23 protein-coding genes, 1 tRNA gene and 1 pseudogene are annotated in these 22,597 nt (G+C 61.8%); 14 read left to right on the top strand and 11 right to left on the bottom strand.

Annotated elements, in window-relative coordinates:
- Positions 1-206 precede the first annotated feature (206 nt).
- Complete coding sequence (gene glnL / locus BLU85_RS17010) at positions 207-1,292, top strand: nitrogen regulation protein NR(II) (RefSeq protein ID WP_053117539.1); 1,086 nt, start codon at positions 207-209, stop codon at positions 1,290-1,292.
- On the top strand, positions 1,289-2,725 hold the full coding sequence (gene ntrC, locus BLU85_RS17005; protein WP_060739603.1) for a nitrogen regulation protein NR(I): 1,437 nt from the start codon (positions 1,289-1,291) through the stop codon (positions 2,723-2,725). Before glnL ends, ntrC begins: the two co-directional genes overlap by 4 nt.
- Positions 2,726-3,275: 550 nt before the next feature.
- Here ntrC and BLU85_RS17000 read toward each other — a convergent pair.
- Positions 3,276-3,716, bottom strand: a complete 441-nt coding sequence (locus BLU85_RS17000; RefSeq protein ID WP_092201157.1) for a hypothetical protein — start codon at positions 3,714-3,716, stop codon at positions 3,276-3,278.
- On the opposite strand from BLU85_RS17000, the gene trmL reads away from it, so the two are divergent.
- Complete coding sequence (gene trmL / locus BLU85_RS16995; RefSeq protein ID WP_053117534.1) at positions 3,715-4,170, top strand: tRNA (uridine(34)/cytosine(34)/5-carboxymethylaminomethyluridine(34)-2'-O)-methyltransferase TrmL; 456 nt, start codon at positions 3,715-3,717, stop codon at positions 4,168-4,170. The genes BLU85_RS17000 and trmL overlap by 2 nt on opposite strands.
- Before the next feature lie 188 nt (positions 4,171-4,358).
- Here trmL and secB read toward each other — a convergent pair whose 3' ends face one another.
- From secB to BLU85_RS16980, 3 genes are read right to left on the bottom strand one after another with little or no spacing between them, the layout of a single operon-like run.
- On the bottom strand, positions 4,359-4,841 hold the full coding sequence (gene secB / locus BLU85_RS16990; protein ID WP_060739605.1) for a protein-export chaperone SecB: 483 nt from the start codon (positions 4,839-4,841) through the stop codon (positions 4,359-4,361).
- A gap of 39 nt (positions 4,842-4,880) precedes the next feature.
- The gene (gene grxC, locus BLU85_RS16985) at positions 4,881-5,135 is read right to left on the bottom strand and encodes a glutaredoxin 3 (protein ID WP_092201159.1); all 255 of its coding nucleotides are present in this window, start codon (positions 5,133-5,135) and stop codon (positions 4,881-4,883) included.
- Between the two features lies 1 nt (position 5,136).
- Positions 5,137-5,550, bottom strand: coding sequence for a rhodanese-like domain-containing protein (locus tag BLU85_RS16980; RefSeq protein WP_092201161.1), 414 nt, complete (start codon positions 5,548-5,550; stop codon positions 5,137-5,139).
- Positions 5,551-5,702: 152 nt separating this feature from the next.
- On the opposite strand from BLU85_RS16980, the gene gpmI reads away from it, so the two are divergent.
- From gpmI to BLU85_RS16960, 4 genes are all read left to right on the top strand, one after another.
- Entirely contained in the window at positions 5,703-7,232 is a 1,530-nt protein-coding gene (gene gpmI / locus BLU85_RS16975) for a 2,3-bisphosphoglycerate-independent phosphoglycerate mutase (protein WP_092201163.1), read from the top strand.
- Positions 7,233-7,446: 214 nt separating this feature from the next.
- Positions 7,447-8,739, top strand: a complete 1,293-nt coding sequence (locus BLU85_RS16970) for a murein hydrolase activator EnvC family protein (RefSeq protein ID WP_092201165.1) — start codon at positions 7,447-7,449, stop codon at positions 8,737-8,739.
- Between the two features lie 32 nt (positions 8,740-8,771).
- Positions 8,772-10,088 carry a S41 family peptidase gene (locus BLU85_RS16965; RefSeq protein WP_060739610.1) on the top strand — a complete coding sequence of 439 codons (1,317 nt, stop codon included), beginning with the start codon at positions 8,772-8,774 and terminating at the stop codon, positions 10,086-10,088.
- A 1-nt stretch (position 10,089) separates the two neighbouring features.
- A complete protein-coding gene (locus BLU85_RS16960) occupies positions 10,090-10,869 on the top strand; it encodes a divergent polysaccharide deacetylase family protein (RefSeq protein WP_092201167.1) in 780 nt (259 codons plus the stop codon).
- A 297-nt stretch (positions 10,870-11,166) separates the two neighbouring features.
- Here the strand turns inward: BLU85_RS16960 and BLU85_RS16955 are convergent, their stop codons facing one another.
- From BLU85_RS16955 to BLU85_RS16925, 7 genes are all read right to left on the bottom strand, one after another.
- Positions 11,167-11,913 carry a substrate-binding periplasmic protein gene (locus tag BLU85_RS16955; protein WP_092201169.1) on the bottom strand — a complete coding sequence of 249 codons (747 nt, stop codon included), beginning with the start codon at positions 11,911-11,913 and terminating at the stop codon, positions 11,167-11,169.
- A 63-nt stretch (positions 11,914-11,976) separates the two neighbouring features.
- Complete coding sequence (gene hisF, locus BLU85_RS16950) at positions 11,977-12,747, bottom strand: imidazole glycerol phosphate synthase subunit HisF (RefSeq protein ID WP_003196830.1); 771 nt, start codon at positions 12,745-12,747, stop codon at positions 11,977-11,979.
- 9 nt (positions 12,748-12,756) lie between these two features.
- On the bottom strand, positions 12,757-13,494 hold the full coding sequence (hisA, locus tag BLU85_RS16945; protein ID WP_092201171.1) for a 1-(5-phosphoribosyl)-5-[(5-phosphoribosylamino)methylideneamino]imidazole-4-carboxamide isomerase: 738 nt from the start codon (positions 13,492-13,494) through the stop codon (positions 12,757-12,759).
- A gap of 42 nt (positions 13,495-13,536) precedes the next feature.
- The gene (locus BLU85_RS16940) at positions 13,537-13,791 is read right to left on the bottom strand and encodes a DUF2164 domain-containing protein (protein ID WP_092201172.1); all 255 of its coding nucleotides are present in this window, start codon (positions 13,789-13,791) and stop codon (positions 13,537-13,539) included.
- On the bottom strand, positions 13,791-14,429 hold the full coding sequence (hisH, locus tag BLU85_RS16935; RefSeq protein ID WP_092201174.1) for an imidazole glycerol phosphate synthase subunit HisH: 639 nt from the start codon (positions 14,427-14,429) through the stop codon (positions 13,791-13,793). Before hisH ends, BLU85_RS16940 begins: the two co-directional genes overlap by 1 nt.
- A complete protein-coding gene (gene hisB, locus BLU85_RS16930; protein WP_003186751.1) occupies positions 14,429-15,022 on the bottom strand; it encodes an imidazoleglycerol-phosphate dehydratase HisB in 594 nt (197 codons plus the stop codon). The genes hisH and hisB overlap by 1 nt, the downstream gene beginning before the upstream one ends.
- Before the next feature lie 297 nt (positions 15,023-15,319).
- Positions 15,320-16,981 (bottom strand): OFA family MFS transporter, encoded by a 1,662-nt coding sequence (locus BLU85_RS16925; protein ID WP_092201176.1) that lies wholly within the window; start codon positions 16,979-16,981, stop codon positions 15,320-15,322.
- A 416-nt stretch (positions 16,982-17,397) separates the two neighbouring features.
- Here BLU85_RS16925 and BLU85_RS16920 point away from each other — a divergent pair, with 416 nt between their 5' ends.
- The 7 genes and pseudogenes from BLU85_RS16920 to BLU85_RS16890 form a co-directional block, all read left to right on the top strand.
- On the top strand, positions 17,398-19,623 hold the full coding sequence (locus BLU85_RS16920) for an AsmA family protein (protein ID WP_092201178.1): 2,226 nt from the start codon (positions 17,398-17,400) through the stop codon (positions 19,621-19,623).
- Positions 19,620-20,687: an A/G-specific adenine glycosylase gene (gene mutY, locus BLU85_RS16915; protein ID WP_072409095.1), complete on the top strand. Its 1,068-nt coding sequence runs from the start codon at positions 19,620-19,622 to the stop codon at positions 20,685-20,687. The genes BLU85_RS16920 and mutY overlap by 4 nt, the downstream gene beginning before the upstream one ends.
- Positions 20,684-20,956: an oxidative damage protection protein gene (locus BLU85_RS16910; RefSeq protein ID WP_092201180.1), complete on the top strand. Its 273-nt coding sequence runs from the start codon at positions 20,684-20,686 to the stop codon at positions 20,954-20,956. Before mutY ends, BLU85_RS16910 begins: the two co-directional genes overlap by 4 nt.
- Before the next feature lie 102 nt (positions 20,957-21,058).
- Positions 21,059-21,134, top strand: a tRNA-Phe gene (locus tag BLU85_RS16905).
- Positions 21,135-21,250: 116 nt separating this feature from the next.
- The gene (locus BLU85_RS16900) at positions 21,251-21,580 is read left to right on the top strand and encodes a DHCW motif cupin fold protein (RefSeq protein WP_092201182.1); all 330 of its coding nucleotides are present in this window, start codon (positions 21,251-21,253) and stop codon (positions 21,578-21,580) included.
- A 61-nt stretch (positions 21,581-21,641) separates the two neighbouring features.
- A complete protein-coding gene (locus BLU85_RS16895) occupies positions 21,642-22,049 on the top strand; it encodes a hypothetical protein (protein ID WP_063323372.1) in 408 nt (135 codons plus the stop codon).
- Positions 22,050-22,138: 89 nt separating this feature from the next.
- A pseudogene (locus BLU85_RS16890) lies at positions 22,139-22,548 on the top strand (DUF1016 N-terminal domain-containing protein); the annotation flags it as partial.
- Between the last annotated feature and the right edge of the window lie 49 nt (positions 22,549-22,597).

Below are 22,597 nucleotides of genomic sequence, written 5' to 3'. Positions count from 1 at the left end.
CCCAGCCCAAAAACCCATTTTGGTTCGAAAGTACCCGAAAAAGCTGGCAGAACGCCACGCAAGCGAGCGTAAAACACCCTTTTGAGGCTCTAAACGCTTCTTTTCGGAGCCTTGGTTTGGTTTTTGCATTTTCCTTGTGACAGCGCATTAATCGCGCGCGCAATTTGGGACCGGTCCCGAGTTGCTACGCTCCAAAAGAGGTCCTGATGACCATTAGCGACGCACTACACCGCTTGCTGCTCGACAACCTCACCACCGCGACCATCCTGCTGGACGCCGAACTGCGTCTGGAGTACATGAACCCGGCGGCGGAGATGCTCCTGGCCGTCAGCGGCCAGCGCAGCCACGGGCAGTTCATCAGCGAGTTGTTCACCGAATCCGCCGAAGCGCTCAATTCCCTGCGCCAAGCGGTGGAGCAGGCTCACCCGTTCACCAAGCGCGAGGCGATGCTCACCGCCCTGACCGGCCAGACCCTGACCGTGGATTATGCGGTCACACCGATCCTGAACAACGGCGCCACCTTGCTGCTGCTGGAAGTCCACCCGCGTGATCGCTTGCTGCGCATCACCAAGGAGGAGGCGCAGTTGTCCAAGCAGGAAACCAGCAAGATGCTGGTACGCGGCCTGGCCCACGAGATCAAGAACCCTCTCGGCGGAATACGTGGCGCGGCACAGTTGCTCGCCCGCGAACTGCCGGAAGAAAGCCTCAAGGACTACACCAACGTCATCATCGAGGAAGCCGACCGCCTGCGGAACCTGGTGGACCGCATGCTCGGCTCGAACAAGCTGCCATCCCTGGCGATGTGCAACGTTCATGAGGTACTGGAGCGCGTCAGCAGCCTGGTTGAAGCGGAAAGCCAGGGCTGCATCACTTTGGTGCGCGACTATGACCCGAGCATTCCCGACGTCTTGATCGACCGCGAGCAGATGATCCAGGCGGTACTGAACATCGTGCGCAACGCGATGCAGGCCATCAGCAGCCAGAACGAACTGCGCCTGGGTCGCATCAGCCTGCGCACCCGCGCCATGCGCCAGTTCACCATCGGCCACGTGCGCCATCGCCTGGTGACCAAGATCGAAATCATCGACAACGGTCCGGGCATCCCTGCCGAACTGCAGGAAACCATCTTTTTCCCCATGGTCAGCGGCCGTCCGGACGGTACCGGGCTGGGCCTGGCCATTACCCAGAACATCATCAGTCAGCATCAGGGCTTGATCGAATGTGAAAGCCACCCCGGCCACACCACTTTCTCGATCTTCCTGCCACTGGAACAAGGAGCCACATCGACATGAGCCGTAGTGAAACCGTGTGGATCGTCGATGACGACCGTTCTATCCGTTGGGTCCTGGAAAAAGCCTTGCAACAGGAAGGCATGACCACCCAGAGCTTCGACAGCGCCGATGGGGTGATGAGTCGCCTGGCGCGTCAGCAACCGGACGTCATCATCTCCGACATCCGCATGCCCGGCGCCAGCGGCCTGGACCTGTTGGCGCGGATTCGCGAACAGCATCCGCGGCTGCCGGTGATCATCATGACCGCCCATTCCGACCTGGACAGCGCCGTGGCGTCCTACCAGGGCGGCGCTTTTGAATACCTGCCCAAGCCATTTGACGTCGACGAAGCCGTATCGCTGGTCAAGCGCGCCAACCAGCACGCCCAGGAACAACAGGGAATGGAAGAGGTGCCGGCCCTGGCCCGCACCCCGGAAATCATCGGCGAAGCGCCGGCGATGCAGGAAGTGTTTCGCGCCATCGGGCGCTTGAGCCACTCCAACATCACTGTGCTGATCAACGGCGAGTCGGGCACCGGCAAGGAACTGGTGGCCCACGCCCTGCACCGTCACAGCCCACGGGCGGCGTCGCCGTTCATCGCGCTGAACATGGCGGCCATTCCCAAGGACTTGATGGAGTCCGAGCTGTTCGGCCACGAAAAAGGCGCCTTCACCGGCGCGGCCAACCTGCGGCGCGGGCGCTTCGAGCAAGCCGACGGCGGCACGTTGTTCCTCGATGAAATCGGCGACATGCCGGCCGACACCCAGACCCGCTTGCTGCGCGTGCTGGCCGATGGCGAGTTCTATCGGGTCGGCGGCCATACACCGGTCAAGGTGGACGTGCGCATCATCGCCGCGACCCACCAGAACCTGGAAACCCTGGTTCACGCCGGCAAATTCCGTGAGGACTTGTTCCACCGCCTGAACGTCATCCGCATTCATATCCCGCGCCTGGCGGATCGTCGCGAAGACATCCCGACCCTGGCCCGGCACTTCCTCAGCCGCGCGGCCCAGGAACTGGCGGTCGAGCCCAAGCTGCTCAAGAGCGAAACCGAGGAATACCTCAAGAACCTGCCGTGGCCGGGCAACGTCCGCCAGTTGGAGAACACCTGCCGCTGGATCACGGTGATGGCTTCAGGTCGCGAAGTGCACATCAGCGACCTGCCGCCGGAACTGCTGAGCCTGCCGCAGGATTCGGCCCCCGTGACCAACTGGGAGCAAGCCCTGCGCCAGTGGGCCGACCAGGCCCTGGCTCGCGGTCAGTCGAGCCTGTTGGACAGCGCGGTACCGGCCTTCGAGCGGATCATGATCGAAACCGCCCTCAAACACACCGCCGGCCGCCGCCGCGACGCCGCCGTGCTGCTGGGCTGGGGCCGCAATACCTTGACCCGCAAGATCAAGGAATTGGGGATGAAGGTCGATGGTGGGGATGATGATGACGGGGATGAGGGCTGATCGGTCTTTAGCCCTTCGCTGAATTTAAAGGCCCAATCGCGAGCAAGCTCGCTCCCACAAGGGAAATGCAATTCCTGGACGGCCCCCAAAAGTCATATTGGTGTCCAACTTTTTGGGGGGCAGTCCATCCTGTGGGAGCGGGCTTGCTCGCGATGCTTTTAAAAGCTTCATGCACCGCATCAATGCACTGCGAACCGCAATTGCACATGCACCACCCGCCAAAGCCAATCGGCCCAGCTCGAAAAAAACCGCACAAACAAAAGCAAAAGCCCCGGAATACGGGGCTTTTGCGTCAAAGGAAGCATTTTTGTGACAAATAATTTAAAACTGGCACGCCCCCTGCAATAGCTAGATCACTACCCAGTTTCGGGGACCTTGGTACAGGCAGGCCGGGGATTCCCCCTTTTATACCGGGCTCAACGAGCCCACTGTTTTGGGGGCCTTGATACAGGCAGGTCAAGGTTTCCCTTCTTTACACCAGGGCTGTGCGCCAACCGCGAGCCCTCCCGTTTTGGGGACCTTGGTACAGGCAGGCCGGGGATTCCCTCTTTTATTGCTCCTGGAGACGGACCTCCAGCCGCCAGCGATCATCCACCTCGCTGCCGGTCCACTCCCCTCGCAATGGACGCGCCGCCACCAACGTCAGCAACAACCCCTCGTCACTCGAACGCACCCGCCAGTTCACATCCTTGCCGTTGAGCTTGAGCTGGCCCTTCTGCGGCCGGCCTTCTGCCTGGAACAGCAGCGCCACTGAGCCGTCGACAATTTCTCCATGGAGCTTGGGTTCGTTGTTGAACCAGGCCACCAGCGTTCCGTCTGTCACCTCGATCTGTTGCAAGGCGCTCGGGTCGGGCGTGGTCAAGCGCCCGATCATCAGCCCGACCATCATGCCGACAATCGCCAAAGAGCCCATCACCCGAGGCATTAGCTTCGAACGTCGGTCGGTTTGCGGCGTAGAATGCCGCTCATCTTTATCTGCGGAGCCGTGCATGTTTCACGTCATCCTTTTTCAACCGGAAATTCCGCCGAATACCGGCAACGTCATCAGGCTGTGCGCCAACAGCGGCTGCCACCTGCATTTGATCGAACCGCTGGGCTTCGACATGGACGACAAGCGCCTGCGCCGCGCCGGCCTCGACTACCACGAGTATGCCACCTTGCAGCGTCACGCCGACCTCGCCAGTTGTCTGGAAAGCCTCGGGCATCCGCGTCTGTTCGCCTTTACCACCAAGGGTTCGCGGCCGTTCCATGACGCCAGCTTCGTCGCCGGTGATGCGTTCCTGTTCGGCCCGGAAAGCCGTGGCCTGCCGGCCGACGTACTGGACGCCCTGCCCGCCGAACAGCGCCTGCGCCTGCCAATGCGCGAAGGCTGCCGCAGCCTGAACCTGTCCAATACCGTGGCGGTGGCGGTTTATGAGGCGTGGCGGCAGAACGGCTTCGCCTGAGCCCTTCCTGTCAGCCAGAAACACCTGTGGGAGCGAGCCTGTGGGAGCCGAGCTTGCTCGCGATGAAGTCGACACGGTTCAACTGCAAACCGCGTCATCGTTCATCGCGAGCAAGCTCGGCTCCCACAGGGCTCGGCTCCCACAGGTTTTGTGCCTGGCTGTCGGACGCTATGCCCGACGGTCGACGCTTACTGAACGGTCGCGCCGCCTTCTTGTTGCATGCGCTGCAGTTCTTGCGCATACAGGGCATCGAAGTTCACCGGCGCCAGCATCAGGGCCGGGAACGAGCCGCGGGTCACCAGGCTGTCCAGGGTTTCCCGGGCGTAAGGGAACAGGATGTTCGGGCAGAACGCGCCCAAGGTGTGGCTCATCGAAGGGGCATCCAGGTTCTTGATCAGGAAGATCCCGGCCTGTTGCACTTCAGCGATGAACGCCACTTCGTCACCGTTCTTGACGGTGACCGACAGGGTCAGCACCACTTCGTGGAAGTCATCTTCCAGGGCTTTCTGACGGGTGTTCAGGTCCAGGCCTACGCTCGGCTCCCACTGCTGGCGAAAGATCGCCGGGCTTTTCGGGGCCTCGAAGGACAGGTCACGTACATAAATGCGCTGCAAGGAGAATTGCGGTGCGGCTTCTTCTTCGCTGGCAGCTGTGTTCTGTTGGTCAGTCATCGCAGATCCTTCTTACTTTCAGGTTCTTTAGTGGGAAATTCAGGCCTCGAGCAGCGCGTCGAGCTTGCCAGCGCGCTCCAGGGCATACAGATCGTCGCAACCGCCCACGTGGGTGCTGCCGATCCAGATCTGCGGCACGGACGAACGCCCGGCCTTCTGGGTCATTTCGGCGCGCAGTTGCGGCTTGCCGTCGACCTTGATCTCTTCGAAGGCCACGCCTTTGTTCTGGAGCAGGAACTTGGCTCTGGAGCAATAGGGGCAGTAATCGCTGGAATAGACAACAACGTGGGGCATTTCACTTCACCAGGGGCAGATTGTCGGCTTTCCAGCTGGCAACGCCGCCGGACAGCTTGGCGGCGGTGAAACCGGACTTCATCAGTTCGCGGGCGTGGGTGCCGGCGTGCTGGCCTTGGGCGTCCACCAGGATCAGCGTCTTGGCCTTGTGTTTTTCCAGCTCGCCGATCCGCGCCATCAGTTTGTCCTGGGGAATGTTCACCGCCCCGACAATGTGACCGGCGGCGTAATCCTTGCTCGGGCGGATGTCCACCACCACGCCGGCATCCTTGTTGACCAGTGCGGTCAGCTCGCCAGTGCTCAGGCTGCGACCGCCGCCCTGCATCGTGTGGGCAACCAGCAACGCCAGCAGCACGACGAAGATACCGACGAGAATGTAGTGGTTAGTGGCAAATTGAATCAGGTGAGCAACCATCGAAGGAGGTTCCAGGGCGTTAAAATGTCGGCCAGTATACACAGCACGCAAGGCCGGCCAAACCCCGCCCGGCGGTGACGCCGCCGGAACTTACCTTTAAACTGCCCGTCCCTTTTCCATCGTCTTCTTTTAACCCGCCACGAGTGGATTCCATGACTACCACGCCTAAACCTTTGGTCCTGATGATTCTCGACGGCTTCGGTCACAGTGACAGCCACGAATCCAACGCCGTGTATTCGGCCAACAAGCCTGTGCTGGACCGCCTGTGGGCCACCGTGCCCAACGGCCTGATCTCCGGCAGCGGCATGGACGTCGGCCTGCCGGACGGGCAGATGGGCAACTCCGAAGTCGGCCACATGAACCTCGGCGCAGGCCGCGTGGTGTATCAGGACTTCACCCGCGTGACCAAATCGATCCGCGACGGCGACTTCTTCGAAAACCCGACCATCTGCGCCGCCGTGGATAAGGCCGTGGCCGCCGGCAAGGCCGTGCACTTCATGGGCCTGCTGTCCGACGGTGGCGTGCACAGCCACCAGGACCACCTGGTCGCCATGGCCGAGCTGGCTGCCAAGCGCGGCGCCGAGAAGATCTACCTGCACGCGTTCCTCGATGGCCGCGACACCCCGCCGAAAAGCGCCACCTCGTCGATCGAGCTGCTGGACGCAACGTTCCAGGCCCTCGGCAAGGGGCGCATCGCCAGCCTCGTCGGCCGCTACTTCGCCATGGACCGTGACAACCGTTGGGATCGCGTGGCCCAGGCCTACAACCTGATCGTCGACGGCAAGGCCCAATTCAATGCCGCCACCGCCCAGGAAGGCCTGCAAGCCGCCTACGAGCGCGGCGAAAGCGATGAATTCGTCAAGGCCACCACCATTGGCGAACCGGTGAAAGTCGAAGACGGCGATGCCGTGGTGTTCATGAACTTCCGTGCCGACCGCGCCCGCGAGCTGACCCGCGTGTTCGTCGAAGACGATTTCAAGGAATTCGAGCGTGCCCGCCAGCCAAAACTGGCCGGTTTCGTGATGCTGACCCAATACGCCGCCAGCATTCCCGCGCCTTCGGCCTTCGCCGCCGGCAGCCTGGAAAACGTGCTGGGCGACTACCTGGCGAAAAACGGCAAGACCCAACTGCGCATCGCCGAGACCGAAAAGTACGCCCACGTGACGTTCTTTTTCTCCGGCGGCCGTGAAGAGCCCTTCCCGGGCGAAGAACGCATCCTGATCCCTTCGCCGAAAGTCGCCACCTACGACCTGCAACCGGAGATGAGCGCACCGGAAGTGACCGACCGTATCGTCGACGCCATTGAAAACCAGCGTTACGACGTGATCGTGGTCAACTACGCCAACGGCGACATGGTGGGCCACAGCGGCATATTCGAGGCGGCGGTCAAGGCCGTGGAATGCCTGGACACCTGCGTTGGCCGCATCGTCGAGGCCCTGGAAAAGGTCGGCGGCGAAGCACTGATCACGGCCGACCACGGCAACGTCGAGCAGATGTCCGACGAATCCACCGGCCAGGCCCACACCGCCCACACCACCGAGCCGGTGCCGTTCATCTATGTCGGCAAGCGGGACTTCAAGGTCCGCGAGGGTGGCGTGCTGGCTGACGTGGCGCCGACCATGCTGATGCTGCTGGGCATGGAAAAGCCGGCGGAAATGACCGGTACTTCGATCCTGGTCTGATTCCGCAAACCCTGTGGGAGCGAGCTTGCTCGCGATAGCGCCGGATCAGCCAACCTTGATGTTGACTGATGCACCGCCATCGCGAGCAAGCTCGCTCCCACATGGGTTCTTGGTGTTTTTCGGGCCAGTTATCACACAGCCCCAAATGGGCGTTTTTTTTGCAGCGTGGGGCGGGCATACTAGGCCGTCCCTTTCCCTGGTGTCACCCGCCTCTATGCTTCGCGTCCTGATAGCCCTCGTTCTGACCTGCTTGCTCCAACCGGCCTTTGCCGACGAGCGCGCGCAAACCCAACAGCAGTTGGAAGCCACGCGCCAGGACATTGCCGAGCTGAAAAAGCTGCTGGGCAAGTTGCAGGAAGAAAAATCCAGCGTGCAGAAAGACCTGCGCGGCACTGAAACCGAGATGGGCAAGCTGGAGAAGCAGGTCGACGCCCTGCAAAAGGAACTGAAGAAAAGCGAATCCGAGCTGCAGCGGCTCGATGGAGAGAAAAAAAAACTCCAGAGCGCGCGCACTGAACAGCAAAAGCTGATCGCCATCCAGGCCCGGGCCGCCTACCAGAACGGCCGCCAGGAATACCTCAAGCTGCTGCTCAACCAGCAGAACCCCGAGAAATTCGCCCGGACCCTCACGTATTACGATTACCTGAGCCAGGCCCGCCTGGAACAACTCAAGAGTTTCAATGAAACCTTGCGCCAGCTGGCCAATGTCGAAAAAGACATCGAGCTGCAGCAGGCCCAGTTGCTGGTGCAGAAAAGCAGCCTCGACACCCAGCGCGAAGAACTCGAGAAGGTTCGCAAGGAACGCCAGGTGGCCCTGGCCAAGCTCAATGACGACGTGAAGGCCCGCGACAGCAAGCTCAAGGCCCGCGAGCAGGACCAGGCCGAACTGGCCAATGTGTTGAAAACCATCGAAGAGACCCTGGCCCGCCAGGCCCGAGAGGCGGAAGAAGCGCGCCAGAAAGCGCTGATCGCCCAGCAGGAAGCCGAAAAAAAGCGTTTGCGTGAAGCCCAGGCCGACGCAGACGCCGGCGAAGCACCGCGCAAACCGGCAAAATCCACCCCCGGCGCACTGGTTTCCAGTGACGGCGAAACCTTTGGCGGCGCTTTTGCTTCAGCCCGAGGCAAACTTCCTTGGCCGGTCAATGGTCGATTGCTTGCGCGCTTCGGTGAAACCCGCGGCGACGACACCCGCACCAAGTGGGACGGGGTGATGATCAGCGCCTCGGCCGGCAGCCAGGTACATGCCGTGCATGGCGGGCGCGTGGTATTCGCCGACTGGTTGCGCGGCGCCGGCCTGCTGGTGATCCTCGATCACGGCAACGGTTACTTGAGCCTGTATGGCCACAACCAGACGCTGCTCAAGTCGGCGGGCGACGTGGTCAAGGCCGGAGAGTCCATCTCCACGGTCGGTAACAGTGGCGGGCAGGATACGCCAGCACTGTATTTCGCTATTCGTCAGCAGGGTCGCCCCAGTGACCCGGCCCAATGGTGTCGTGCGCAAGGATAAGCGCGCCCATCCTATTAAGGAGTTCGTTCGACATGCTGCATTTGTCCCGCCTTACCTCGCTGGCCCTGACGATCGCCCTCGTGATCGGTGCACCCCTGGCTTTTGCCGCCGAACCGGCCCCTTCGGCCCCCGCCGCCACGGCCGCAACCACCAAGGCGCCGCTGCCGCTGGACGAACTGCGCACCTTTGCCGAGGTCATGGACCGGATCAAGGCCGCCTACGTGGAACCGGTGGATGACAAGATGCTGCTGGAGAACGCCATCAAGGGCATGCTCAGCAACCTTGACCCGCACTCGGCATACCTGGGCCCGGAAGATTTCGCCGAGCTGCAGGAAAGCACCAGCGGCGAGTTTGGCGGCCTGGGCATCGAGGTCGGCAGCGAAGACGGCTTCGTCAAGGTGGTCTCGCCAATCGACGACACACCTGCTTCCAAGGCCGGCATCCAGGCCGGTGACTTCATCGTCAAGATCAACGGCCAGCCGACCCGCGGCCAGAGCATGACCGAAGCCGTGGACAAGATGCGCGGCAAGATCGGCCAGAAGATCACCCTGACCCTGGTACGCGACGGTGGCACACCGTTCGACGTGACCCTCACGCGGGCGGTCATCCAGGTCAAGAGCGTGAAAAGCCAGTTGCTGGAGTCGGGCTACGGCTACATCCGCATCACCCAGTTCCAGGTCAAGACCGGCGAAGAAGTCGCCAAGGCCCTGGCCAAGATGCGCAAGGACAACGGCAAGAAACTCAACGGCCTGGTCCTGGACCTGCGCAACAACCCCGGCGGCGTGCTGCAATCGGCCGTGGAAGTGGTGGATCACTTCATCACCAAGGGCCTGATCGTCTACACCAAGGGCCGCATCGCCAATTCCGAGTTGCGCTTCTCGGCCACTGGCAACGACTTGAGCGAAGCCGTGCCACTGGTGGTGCTGATCAACGGCGGCAGCGCTTCGGCTTCGGAAATCGTCGCCGGCGCCCTGCAGGACCAGAAGCGCGGTGTGGTCATGGGCACCACCAGTTTCGGCAAGGGGTCGGTACAGACCGTGTTGCCATTGAACAACGATCGTGCCCTGAAGATCACCACCGCGCTGTACTTCACGCCCAACGGCCGCTCCATCCAGGCCCAGGGCATTGTCCCGGACATCGAAGTGCGCAAGGCCAAGATCACCAACGAGCAGGACAGCGAGTACTTCAAGGAAGCCGACCTGCAAGGGCACTTGGGCAACGGCAACGGCGGCGCCGACAAACCGACCGGTTCCGGCGCCAAGGCCAAGCCAATGCCCCAGGATGACGACTATCAGTTGGCCCAGGCCTTGAGCTTGCTCAAAGGGTTGAACATCACGTCCGGCCGCTGAGATGGGCCTGCGTTTCACCTTCGTCCTGCTATGCCTGCTGGCGGGGGCCGTTAACGCGGCGCCCGCCACGCCCTCTTCGCCGCACAAGGCGTACCTGAGCCTGATCATCGACGACCTGGGGCAAAACCTGCCTCGGGACCGTCGGGTTCTGGCCCTCCCCGGGCCGGTCACCGCCGCGATCATGCCCGACACACCCCACGCCGCCGAATTCGCCCGCGAAGCCCATCGCGCCGGCAAGCTGGTCATGCTGCACATGCCCATGGACCCGGCCACCGGGCCGTTCGCCTGGCATCCGGACCTGTCCATCGAGGAACTGGGCAAGCGCCTCGACGCCGCGTTCGCCGCCGTGCCCTACACCAGCGGGATCAACAACCACATGGGCAGCCGCATGACCGCCCAGCCCGAGGCCATGGCGTGGTTGATGGCGAGCTTGCAGCAACGCCACAAGTTTTTCGTCGACAGCCGCACCAGCGCCCAGACCGTCGCCGCAGCCGAAGCGCAAAAGATCGGCCTCGCCAGTGTGTCGCGGGATGTGTTCCTGGACGACGAGCGCACCGAAACCGCCATCGCCCAACAGCTGCAAACCGCCATCGACCTGGCCCGCCGACAAGGCTCGGCCGTGATGATCGGCCATCCCTATCCGCAGACCCTGGCGGTACTCGAGCGCGAGCTACCCAAGCTCAAGGCCCAGGGCATCGAATGGATCGACATCAAGTCGATGATCAGCCTGCGCAGCAATCGGGCGATGGCTGGGCATGGGAAGGATGGGGTTTATCGGTAGGCGACGACCGCGTCGCCGCCATCGCGAGCAGGCTCGCTCCCACATCGGTTCTGCATCGGGCACAAGATTGGCGCTCACAGCAGATCCCCTGTGGGAGCGAGCTTGCTCGCGATGACGGCGGCACATTCAATATCCCGGCAAGCTGACCCACCGCTATCGCGAGCAAGCTCGCTCCCACAGCGGTTTTGCATCGGGCACAAGATTGGCGTCCACAGCAGATATCCTGTGGGAGCGAGCTTGCTCGCGATGAGGGCCGCACATTCAATATCTCCGCAAGCTGACCCACCGCTTTCGCGGTCAGAGATACCGCGCCATGATGGCGTCCACCGCCCCTTCCTTGCGCAGCTCATCCAAGGCAGCCTGGAGCCGGGCGACCACGTCGTCGGGCACGTCCTTGTTCAAGGCCAGGTACAGCTCGGCACTGTTGAAGCGCAGCACGGTCTTGAGATCGGTCACCCCTTCCTGGCGCGCCAGGTAACGCCCGGCCGGGTCCCCGGTGGCCCACAGGTCGATCTGGCCGTTGACCAGTTTCCTGGCGTTGTCCTGATCGCGCAACACGACAATCGGCTTGAGTCCCTGCTTGGCCAGCGTCTCGGCGATTGCGTCGCCCTTGTAGGCACCGATCTTGTATTGGCGCGCCTGCTCCAGCGAGTCGAGCGCGATCTTGCTGTCGGCCTTGGCGAGCATGATCCAGTCGTCAGGACCGATGGGGCCGACCCATTTGAAAAGCTTCTCACGCTCCGGCAACCGCGCCATGACAAACACACCGTAACCCGGATTTTCCAGGGCGAGTTTGTAGATGCGCTCCCAAGGGAAACGTAGCGTCAAGCTGTAGGAGATATCGGCGCGCTTGAATATTTCGCGGACGATGTCCACGGCGATGCCATGGATATTCTCGTCCTGGGCGAAGTTCTTGCCGTTCTTGGCCATGTTGTACGGGGGGAAGTTTTCCGTCAGCAACACCAGCGATGTATCAGCGGCGCGGACAGTACCTGCGAGCAGCAACGTGGCACCGGCAAAGGCAAGAACGAGGCGTTTGAGCATGTCGGGCTACCGCAATCCATGGTGTGCCCAAGAGTGCCTTGGGCCCGCCATGGTGTCCAGCGGTCAGCGAATGCAGATCCCGCGATGAGCCATATAGGCCTTGGCTTCCGGCACGGTGTATTCGCCAAAGTGGAAAATGCTCGCCGCCAGCACCGCACTGGCATGGCCTTCCAGGATGCCGTCGGCCAGGTGTTGCAGGTTGCCAACGCCGCCGGACGCGATCACCGGAATGCCCAGGGCATCGCTGATGGCGCGGGTGACGCCCAGGTCGAAACCGTTTTTCATGCCGTCCTGGTCCATGCTGGTCAGCAGGATTTCACCGGCGCCAAGGCCTTCCATCTTCTTCGCCCACTCGACGGCGTCCAGGCCCGTGGGCTTGCGACCGCCGTGGGTGAAGATTTCCCAACGCGGGGTTTCGCCCGGGCCGGAGACCTTCTTGGCATCGATGGCCACGACAATGCACTGCGAGCCGAAGTGCTGGGCCGCTTCGCCGACGAACTCCGGGTTGAACACCGCCGCAGTGTTGATCGACACTTTGTCCGCTCCGGCATTGAGCAGGTTGCGGATGTCCTGCACGGTGCGCACGCCACCGCCCACGGTCAGCGGGATGAACACCTGGCTGGCCATGCGCTCGACGGTGTGCAGGGTGGTATCGCGGCCGTCGACGCTGGCCGTGATGTCGAGGAAGGTGATCTCGTCCGCACCCTGTTCGTCGTAGCGACGGGCGATTTCCACCGGGTCGCCGGCGTCACGGATGTTCTCGAACTTCACACCCTTGACCACCCGGCCGTTGTCCACGTCCAGGCAAGGGATGATGCGTTTGGCCAGCGCCATGGTGAGTCCTCAGCCTTTGTAGGAGTCGCAGAAGGCCTGGGCCTCGGCGACGTCCAGGGTGCCTTCGTAGATCGCGCGACCGGTGATCGCACCGATGATGCCCGGCGCCTTGGCGTCGAGCAGTGCCTTGATGTCACCCAGGTTGTGGATGCCACCGGAGGCGATCACCGGAATCTTGGTGGCGGCAGCCAGGGCGGCGGTGAACGGGACATTGCAGCCCTGCATCATGCCGTCTTTGGCGATGTCGGTGTAGACGATGGCAGACACGCCGTCGGCTTCGAAACGCTTGGCCAGGTCGATCACCTGCACGGTGCTGACTTCAGCCCAACCGTCGGTGGCGACAAAACCGTCCTTGGCGTCGAGGCCAACGATGACCTTGCCCGGGAACGCGCGGCACGCTTCGGCAACGAACCCAGGCTCCTTCACCGCCTTGGTGCCGATGATCACGTAGCTCACGCCGGCCTTGACGTAGTGCTCGATGGTTTCCAGCGAGCGAATGCCGCCGCCGATCTGGATCGGCAGGTTCGGATAGCGCTTGGCAATGGCCGTGACCACCTCGCCATTGACCGGCTGCCCTTCGAAGGCGCCATTGAGGTCGACCAGATGCAGGCGGCGGCAGCCGCCCTCCACCCACTTGGCGGCCATGCTCACCGGGTCATCGGAAAACACCGTGGAGTCTTCCATGCGGCCCTGACGCAGACGTACGCAAGCGCCGTCCTTGAGATCGATAGCGGGGATAATCAGCATCTGGCAAACCTTCAAATACGAATATTCAGCTTGGCTCGAAAATCAATTTTTCTCGAGCGCCCACAAGTCGCTTTCAATGCTGTCGAACCTTTCTTTAAGGTGCGTCTGCACATCGAAAATCGCCCTGTTGTAATAGTGCGGCGCAATTTCGCGGGTAAACAGGTCAAGAATTTCCGCCGCTTCGAACGAACCCAGGTCCAGTTCGAAACGCTCCTCCATGAACCGCTGGATCTTGCGGTTGGCCTCACTCTCCTGCTCGGGCGTGAGGGTGAGGATCGGCGGTTTCTTGCGGGCCATTACCAGCGCCCGTCCCACGCCGCGAAGTTCTGCAGCAATTGCAGGCCATGGGTATGGCTCTTCTCCGGGTGGAACTGCACGGCGAAGCGCGAACCATCGGCCAGGACTGCGGCGAAATCGACGCCATAGTGACCGCTGCCCACCACCTGCCGTGCATTGCCGGCGGCGATGTAGTAGCTGTGCACGAAATAGAAGCGCGCCAGGTCCGGGATGTTGTGCCACAGCGGGTGATCCACCGTCTGCTTCACTTCGTTCCAGCCCATGTGCGGGACCTTCAAGTGCTCGCCGTCTTCGTGCAGGTCCTTGCCAAAGAACTTCACCTGGCCCGGGAACAGCGAGATGCAATCGACACCGTCGTTCTCTTCGCTGCGGTCGAGCAAGGCCTGCATGCCCACGCAGATGCCGAGGAACGGGCGATCCTGGCTGACTTCGTGCACAAGTTTGTCGAAGCCCAGGCGACGAATCTCGGCCATGCAATCACGAATCGCGCCGACGCCGGGGAACACCACCCGGTCGGCTTCGCGAATCACGTCGGCATCGCTGGTGATCAGCACCTTGCCGGCGCCCACGTGCTCGAGGGCCTTGGCCACCGAGTGCAGGTTGCCCATGCCGTAGTCGATAACCGCGACCGTCTGCATTACAGGACGCCCTTGGTGGAAGGCATCTGGCCGGCCATGCGGTCATCGAGCTCCACGGCCATGCGCAGCGCGCGGCCGAAAGCCTTGAACACGGTTTCGATCTGGTGGTGGGTGTTGTGCCCGCGCAGGTTGTCGATGTGCAGGGTCACGTTGGCGTGGTTGACGAAGCCCTGGAAGAATTCCTGGAACAGGTCGACGTCGAAGCCGCCGACGGTGGCACGGGTATACGGCACGTGCATCTGCAGGCCCGGGCGGCCGGAGAAGTCGATGACCACCCGCGACAGCGCTTCATCGAGCGGCACGTAGGCATGGCCGTAGCGACGGATGCCCTTCTTGTCGCCGATGGCTTTGGTAAAGGCCTGGCCCAGGGTGATACCCACGTCTTCCACCGTATGGTGGTCGTCGATATGCAGGTCGCCCTTGCTGACGATGTCCAGGTCGATCAGCCCGTGACGGGCGATCTGGTCCAGCATGTGCTCAAGGAAAGGCACGCCGATATCAAACCGGGCCTTTCCGGTGCCATCCAGGTTGATCGAGGCTTTGATCTGGGTTTCCAGAGTGTCGCGCTCGACAGACGCCTTACGTTCGGCCATCACCAGCTCCGCAAAATCATTGGGCGAAAAAGGCAGCCATTATAGGGGCGCGAGCGGCAAACAGAAACACAAGAGGTGACATCACTGACGGGCTGAATCCCGGGCTGTCGGTGATAGACATGTCCATACAAGCCTTTGCCATCACCCAAAACGACTGTGGGAGCGAGCTTGCTCGCGATGGCGGTGGGTCAGCAGACCATGATGTCGACTGACATACCTTCATCGCGAGCAAGCTCGCTCCCACACAAGCTCGCTCCCACAAGGGTTGCCCTGGCCCGATGGGTCAGGGCAACGGTCTTAGCGGAACAGCACCGCCGTCTTCTGCAGGGTCACCCACACACCCCACGCCAACGGAATGCCCACCACCAGCCAGGCGGCGATCGCCATGAGCTTGGTGCCCGGCGCGGCTTTCCACTCCAGCGACGTGGTGCTGTCGGCACCCTTGTCGTGGCCCAGCGCCTGTTCGGCGGCCAGTTCGGCGTCGCTCATGAAGTACTTGTCGGCGACCGGACGGACCATCAGGTTGCACAGGAAGCCCAGCACCAGCAGGCCGGCGAGGATGTACAAGGTGATGTCATAGGCCGCGGCGCGTTCAACGCCGATGCTCAGCTGATACTCACGCAGGTAGTTCACCAACACCGGACCCAGCACGCCCGCCGCAGCCCAGGCGGTCAGCAGGCGACCGTGGATCGCACCGACCATTTGCGTACCGAACAGGTCCGCCAGATAGGCCGGCACGGTGGCGAAACCGCCGCCGTACATCGACAGGATGATGCAGAACGCCGCCACGAACAGCGCGACGCTGCCCAGGTGACCCAGGTTCGGGATCAGCGCGTACAGGGCGAAGCCCAGGGCGAAGAACACGAAATAGGTGTTTTTACGACCCAGGTAATCCGAGAAGGACGCCCAGAAGAACCGGCCGCCGATGTTGAACAGGCTCAACAGACCGGTGAAGCCGGCCGCGATGGCCGCGATCTGGCCCAGTTGCGTAGCGTCCAACTGGCCGAACGGCAGGTCGTTGCCGAGCAACTTGCCACCGAACACTTCCTGCAACAGTGGCGAAGCCATGCCCAGGATGCCGATACCGGCCGATACGTTCAGGCACAGCACCAGCCATACCAGACGGAATTGCGGGGTTTTCCAGGCCACGTTCACGTGGACATGGCGATGGGTGATCATCGCGTTCGCGGCTTTCTTCGGCGCCGGGGTCCAGCCTTCAGGCTTCCAGCCGGTCGGCGGGACGCGGTACGACAAGGCGCCACCGATCATGAACACGAAGTAGATCGCGGCCATGACCAGGAAGCTCTGCCATACGCCCACGCTCGTCGGCGAAGCGAAATGGTTCATCAGCGCCGCGGCCAGTGGAGCACCGACCATCGCACCACCGCCGAAGCCCATGATCGCCATGCCGGTCGCCATGCCGCGCTTGTCCGGGAACCACTTGATCAGGGTCGACACCGGGGAGATATAGCCCAGGCCCAGGCCGATACCACCGATCACCCCGGAACCGACCCACATCAGCCAGATCTGATGGGTATAGATACCCAACGCGGAAATCAGCAGGCCACCGCACCAGCACAACGCCGATACAACGCCGGCCTTGCGTGGCCCGGCGTGTTCCAGCCAGCCACCCCAGATGGCTGCCGAGCAACCCAGGAAGATGAAGAACAGGGTGTAGATCCAGCCGAGCATCGAGATCGGCCAGTCACATTGGGACGAAAAGACTTGCGAGATGAAACTCATATCCGGTGCACAGGCCACAGGCTTGGTGATACCCAAGGCCTTGGACAGTGGCAGCCAGAACACCGAGAAGCCGTAGGCCATGCCGATGCACAGGTGAATGGCCAGTGCGGCCGGTGGAACCAGCCACCGGTTGAAACCGGGCTTGGCGATGATGCGTTCCTTGGAGAGGAACGCAGGCTGGTCGGCGACGCCGCCCGCCGTGATGCTCGTGCTCATTGTGTATCCCCCAGTTATTGGAATGGTCCGTCAGCCACGCGTCACCCTCAGCCTTCATTGCACGCAGGCATGGCTGTATTTTCCGGTGAAGCTCCATAGTGTGCGACATCAAGTCGCAGAAGGGCGGACGAACGGACAAAGATTATCATTTGATCGCAAAAGAAGAATCAAAGTGACATCACCTTTTTCGTGTCATCTGTCTTATCGCACGCTTGCTCGCTTTCTGTAGGGGGCGAACGGTTTATTTTTCAGCCATGCCTGCAAACTGGCCCCGGCGTGCGCCTGCAAGCCAGAGCACCGGGACAGCAATGGCCTGGCTGGCGGCGAAGATCGAAAAGCGATCGCCCAACGCACCGGCAATCCACAGCGTTATACTCCCAGGCTAAATTTTGAACTCAACCTACAAGGATTCGCCCATGAAAGCGTTCGGCAAAATCCTGGGTCTGGTACTTCTCGGGCTGTTGCTGATCATCGTGGCCCTGGGCTTTGCCCTGACCCACCTGTTCGATCCCAACGACTATAAGGAAGAGATCCGCCAGATAGCCCGCGACAAGGCCCACATCGAGCTGACCCTCAATGGCGATATCGGCTGGAGCCTGTTTCCATGGCTGGGTCTGGAATTGCACGATGCCAGCGTCGCGACCCTGGCCAATCCGACCCAACCTTTCGCCGACCTGCAGATGCTCGGTCTTTCGGTCCGGGTGCTCCCGCTGCTGCGCCGGGAAGTGCAGATGAGCGATGTGCGCGTCGAAGGCCTGAACCTGCGGCTCAACCGTGACAAGAACGGCCATGGTAACTGGGAAGACATCGGCAAGGTGCCGGCCTCGGCGACGACGGCGAACGCACCAGCAACGACGGAACAGTCCGCTCCCACCACCAGTGCCCCGGCGGAAAAACCGGCCCAGCCGACCCGCCTGGACATCGACAGCCTGACGGTGAACAACGCCCGGGTCGAATACGCCGACGAGCAGACCGGCAAGCTGTTCACCGCCGAAAGCATCCAGCTGAGCACCGGCCCGGTCCATGACTCCACCAACATCCCGGTCACCCTGACCGCGTTCCTGTCCAGCAACCAGCCGGCCGTGCGCGTGCGCACCGAGGTCACCGGCGAACTGCGCTACGAACGCGCCTTGCAGCGCTACAAGTTCGAAGACCTGAAACTGTCCGGCGAAGCCACGGGCGATCCCTTGCAGGGCAAGTCACTGAACTTCGCGGCCCAAGGCCAGTTGTTCCTGGACAAGGCAGCCAACGTCGCCGAATGGACCGGCATCAAGCTGTCCCTCAACCAGCTGCGCGCATTGGGTGAACTGAAGGTCAACGACCTCGACAAGACCCCACAATTGAACGGCGGCCTGTCGGTTGCCCAGTTCGACCTGGCTAACTTCGTCGACAGCATCGGCCAGACGTTGCCGGCCATGGCCGAAGGCAGCCTGGGCAAAGTCGAACTGGCCAGCCGCATTGCCGGCACGCCGACCAGCGTCGAATTCAACGACATCAACCTGAAGCTCGACGACAGCACCTTCAGCGGTCGTATCGCCGTGGAAGACTTTGCCAAACAGGCCCTGCGCGTGCAGCTCAAGGCCGACACCTTCAATGTCGACCGCTACCTGCCGCCAAAATCCGCCGAAGCCGACAGCTCCAAGGCGGCCCGCGAGGCCGAAGTCAGCAACACCGAAGCCAGCGCCATGGCCGGTGCAGGCAGCACACCGTTGCCGAGTGCTCCGACCCAGGGTGCCTGGAGCAACGACCGGCTGTTTCCGGTGGAGCGCCTGAGCAAGCTGGACCTCGATGCCGACCTGACCTTCGGGCAACTGACCCTGGATAAACTGCCGATCCAGAACGCCGCGCTCAAGGCCACCGGCCTGGGCGGCCTGCTGACCCTGGAGAACCTGCGGGGCGATCTGTACAGCGGCAACTTCGAAACCAAGGGCACCCTGGACGTGCGCCAACCTACCCCGCTGTTGAGCCTGCAAACCCGTATCAACCGGGTCCCTGCCGAAAAGATCATCGAAAGCCAGGGCAAGAATCCGCCGGTCAAAGGCCTGGTCACCGTCAACAGTGCGATCACCGCCACCGGTAATAGCCAGAAGGCCCTGATCGACAGCCTCAACGGCAACGCCGGGTTCGTCATCAACGATGGCGTGCTGCTCAATGCCAACCTCGAACAGCAATTGTGCAAAGGCATCGCCACCCTCAATCGCAAGTCCCTCAGCGGCGAACCCCGGGGCAAGGACACGCCGTTCCAGCAACTCAACGGCAATCTCACCTTCACCAACGGCGTCGCCCACAACCCGGACCTGAAAGTCCGCGTCCCCGGCATGACCGTCAACGGCAACGGCGATATCGACCTGCGGGTGCTGGGCATGGATTACCGCGTCGGCGTCATCGTCGAAGGCGACAAGAGCGACATGCCCGACCCGGCCTGCCAGGTCAACGAACGCTACGTCGACGTCGAATGGCCATTGCGCTGCCGCGGTCCCCTGGAGCTGGGGGCGAAGGCCTGCCGCCTGGACAACGACGGGCTGGGCAAGGTCGCGGCGAAACTGGCCGGCGACCGCCTCGGCGACAAGATCGAGGAGAAGCTCGGCGACAAGGTCAGTCCCGAGCTGAAAGATGCGCTAAAGGGGCTGTTCAAGCGATGAGAGCCGAGCAGTTTTCCACCGCCGTACTGGACTGGTTCGACCGCCACGGGCGCCACGATTTGCCTTGGCAGCAAGACATCACTCCCTATCGGGTGTGGGTCTCGGAAATCATGTTGCAGCAGACCCAGGTCAGTACCGTGCTCAACTACTTCGACCGGTTCATGGCCTCGCTGCCCACCGTTCAAGCCCTGGCCGCCGCGCCGGAGGACGAAGTGCTCCACCTGTGGACCGGGCTGGGTTATTACACCCGCGCGCGCAACTTGCAAAAAACCGCGAAAATCGTCGTCGAGCAGTACGGCGGCGAATTCCCCCGGGACGTGGAAAAACTCACCGAGCTGCCGGGGATCGGCCTGTCCACCGCCGGCGCCATCGCCAGCATCAGCATGGGTCTGCGGGCGCCGATCCTCGATGGCAACGTCAAGCGGGTGCTGGCGCGCTTCACCGCCCAGGAAGGCTACCCGGGCGAACCCAAGGTGGCGAAACAGCTGTGGGCCACCGCCGAGCGCTTCACGCCGCAAGACCGGGTCAACGCCTACACCCAGGCGATGATGGACCTGGGCGCCACACTTTGTACCCGCAGCAAGCCCAGTTGCCTGCTCTGCCCACTGAAACAGGGCTGCGAGGCTCATATGCTGGGCCTGGAAACCCGCTACCCGATTCCCAAGCCTCGTAAAGAGGTGCCCAAAAAGCGCACCTTGATGCCGATGCTGGCCAACCACGAAGGCGCGATCCTGCTTTACCGTCGCCCTTCCACCGGGCTATGGGGCGGGCTGTGGAGCCTGCCGGAACTCGACGACCTCGACGACCTGCAACACCTGGCCCTGCAACACTCGCTGGAACTGGGCAGCCAACACGAGATGCCAGGCCTGGTGCATACCTTCAGCCACTTCCAGTTGGCGATCGAACCCTGGCTGGTCCGGGTCCGGGAAACCGGCCATCACGTGGCCGAGGCCGACTGGCTCTGGTATAACCTCGCCACCCCGCCGCGCCTGGGCCTTGCCGCCCCGGTCAAAACCTTGCTCGAACGCGCGGCCGCCGTAATGAACGCAGGAGAGTTGCAATGACCCGCACCATCATGTGCCGCAAGTACAAAGAAGAACTGGAAGGCCTGGAACGTGCACCGTTCCCGGGGGCCAAGGGCCAGGACATCTACGACAATGTTTCGGCCAAGGCATGGGCCGACTGGCAGAAACACCAGACCCTGCTGATCAATGAAAAACGCCTGAACATGATGAACGCCGAAGATCGCAAATACCTTCAGGGCGAGATGGACAAGTACTTTTCCGGCGAAGATTACGCCAAGGCCGAAGGCTACGTACCGCCATCCGAATAAGCTGTTCAGCGCGGGGGCGGATCGTAAGCGACGGTAATAGTTAAATTTTTTTTGAGAACTTGCTTGACGCCCCCCTGAAAAACCCGTTTAATGCGCCCCGTTGCCCAGATAGCTCAGTCGGTAGAGCAGGGGATTGAAAATCCCCGTGTCGGCGGTTCGATTCCGTCTCTGGGCACCAAATACCGAAAACCCCGATCAAGCAATTGATCGGGGTTTTTTATTGCCCGGCATTTCCTTCCTCCGCCTTGTCGACTCAGCTACATTCGTCCGCTCCCCTCTGGCAAGCGAGTCGACATGGACATCACCGGCATCCCCTTCGGTACTACCGATTGGTCAAGCATCGAACCCACCGAGCACAAAGGCGTCACCGGAACCGCCTATTGGCGCACGCGGCAATTCGGGAACATTCGAGTACGGATGGTGGAATACACCGCCGGGTATCTGGCCGACCATTGGTGCACCAAGGGCCACATCCTGTTTTGCCTCAAGGGCGAGCTCAATACTGAACTCGAAGACGGTCGGCAATTTTCGCTCAAGCCCGGCATGAGCTATCAGGTGGCCGACCAGGCCGAGCCTCATCGCTCCTCCACCTCATCAGGGGCTACGCTCTTCGTCGTGGATTGAGATTCGAAGCGCCCGCGCTGAAGCTGTAGGATAGATGGCCTTATCCATCAGGAATCCGACCATGTCATCGGCGAACAAACAGCACAAGCGCAGCCAGCGCGCCAAGGCGAAAGCCAAGCAGAACCGCACTCGGCGTGCTGCTGCGCCGAACGATTTCCTGGACCCGAACGACGAGCGCATCGATCTGGAAACCGTGGACCTGACGGAGCTGTTCCAACTCATGAGTGCCGCCGAAAAGGTCAGCCAGAAGGCGATGTGCGAAGCGTTCCTGGCCCATCCCCTGCTGGCGCTGGTGCTGGAACAGGAAGGTGAGGAAGAAGCGACCGACTTCATCATTACCGCCTTGATCGAATACCGCCGCCTGACCACGGGCGTGGATGAGCAGACCGCGCTGGACTGGGTGGAAAGCAAGCCATTCCAGGCCGATTATGTGGCTGCGTCCCAGGCACTGGCCCAAGGCTCGATCTGACCGTCATTCCGCCTAGCGCTTTTGTGATGAAGGCGCTTGCGGTGGACGACAATCCTCAGGGATAGCTCCTACAAGCCAGGGTCAATCGCCTTGAGTTCGAGCAAGGAGGCGCCGAACGGGCGGCTTATGGAAAACGTCTGCTGCCGTCGCTGGCGAAAGTGCTGACGGCGCGGTTTGGGAAGGAAGTTCCCGATTTGGAACGCAGTGCGTACCGAATTGAGCTGGACCCATTACCGTACGCTTTTGCGCGTAGAAAACGACAACGCCCGACATTGGTACATGAACGAAGTGGCCATCCAAAAACCGGTCCACCTGCGCCCTGGAACGCCAGATCGGCACCTTCTATTACGAACGCCTGCTGGCCAGTCGCGACAGGCCGGCGGTGGAGCAGGAGGCCCTCGTCAATCTCAAGGAACAGAACCTCGGCCCCAGGGATCTCGTCAGGGATCCGGTAGTGCTGGAGTTTCTCCGGCTGCCCAATGCCGGCACTCTTGATGACTGCATCCCCCAAAACCCATGTAAGATTTATGCGTTTTTTTCAGCAACGC

Origin of the sequence: Pseudomonas sp. NFACC14, from assembly GCF_900106885.1 — a bacterium.
Taxonomy (GTDB): Bacteria; Pseudomonadota; Gammaproteobacteria; order Pseudomonadales; family Pseudomonadaceae; genus Aquipseudomonas; species Aquipseudomonas fluorescens_AA.
The sequence above is the reverse complement of the archived record's forward strand: the minus strand, read 5'-3'. Positions and strand labels throughout refer to the sequence as shown.